This window comes from Providencia sp. CIM-Carb-044, from assembly GCF_033901115.1.
Taxonomy (GTDB): Bacteria; Pseudomonadota; Gammaproteobacteria; order Enterobacterales; family Enterobacteriaceae; genus Providencia; species Providencia hangzhouensis.
This window is the reverse complement of sequence record NZ_JAXADV010000083.1, coordinates 1-420: the sequence shown is the minus strand read 5'-3', so window position 1 is coordinate 420 and position 420 is coordinate 1. Positions and strand designations below refer to the sequence as shown.

Genomic DNA, 420 nt, shown 5'->3' with positions numbered 1-420 from the left:
CGTTTCAAAGGCGTGAGCATGTTTACCGATGAAAGCATGATGCCACCGAACCTCAGAGGGTATGCCCCTCAAATTACCGGGGTTGCCGCCTCAAACGCAACGGTCACCTTATCACAAAATGGCCGTATCATCAGTCAAGTGAAAGTGCCGGCGGGCCCTTTTGTGATTAAGGATTTAAGTCAATCCATCATGGGCACCATTGATGTGACCGTGGCAGAGGATAACGGTAAAGAAACGAAATTCCAGTTTACGACAACCAATATTCCGTTTTTAACCCGTAAAGGGCAAGCGCGCTACACCTTGAATTTAGGTCAGCTATCCCCGAAAAATGGCACCCATGCTAACGACAATTTTATGACTGTCGAAAGCTCTGTTGGGGTGTTTAACCATACCTCTGTTTTTGGCGGAATCGTGGCAACA

General features: G+C 47.4%; 1 protein-coding gene. It reads left to right on the top strand.

The features are described 5' to 3' along the window. Positions 1–12: 12 nt before the first annotated feature. The coding region (locus SJ312_RS23400; RefSeq protein ID WP_319868429.1) for a fimbria/pilus outer membrane usher protein at positions 13–420 on the top strand (408 nt) is incomplete at its 3' end.